Origin of the sequence: Onishia niordana (assembly GCF_004798965.1) — a bacterium.
In the GTDB taxonomy this organism is placed as follows: Bacteria; Pseudomonadota; Gammaproteobacteria; order Pseudomonadales; family Halomonadaceae; genus Onishia; species Onishia niordana.
The window spans coordinates 1-243 of record NZ_SDSD01000154.1 but is presented as its reverse complement, the minus strand read 5'-3'; the positions used below and the strand labels follow the sequence as shown (position 1 = coordinate 243).

1 protein-coding gene is annotated in these 243 nt (G+C 39.1%); it reads right to left on the bottom strand.

Translation table 11 applies throughout. The annotated features are described in order from the left end of the window. On the bottom strand, positions 1–243 hold a 243-nt coding region (locus ETC27_RS18315), incomplete at both ends, for a DHHA2 domain-containing protein (protein WP_369333514.1).

Here is a 243-nt window from a genome sequence, read left to right as displayed (position 1 = left end):
AAAGTACATCTTGAATGTCAACTGTATTTACCTGGGCGATACGGATACGACTGCCTTTAAGTTCAAATGTTTTTGCATCAATATCAATGAGTTCATCTGCTGACTTGTTGTCCAAGTTTGTGCCAGCTTTAAGCATAGCCATACCATATTCTGGGAGATCAACACCAGCAATTTTTGCCAATTCTTCTGCAACTTTATGGTCAGTTGCACGTGTTGTTGGTGATTTCAAAAGCAAGGTATCTT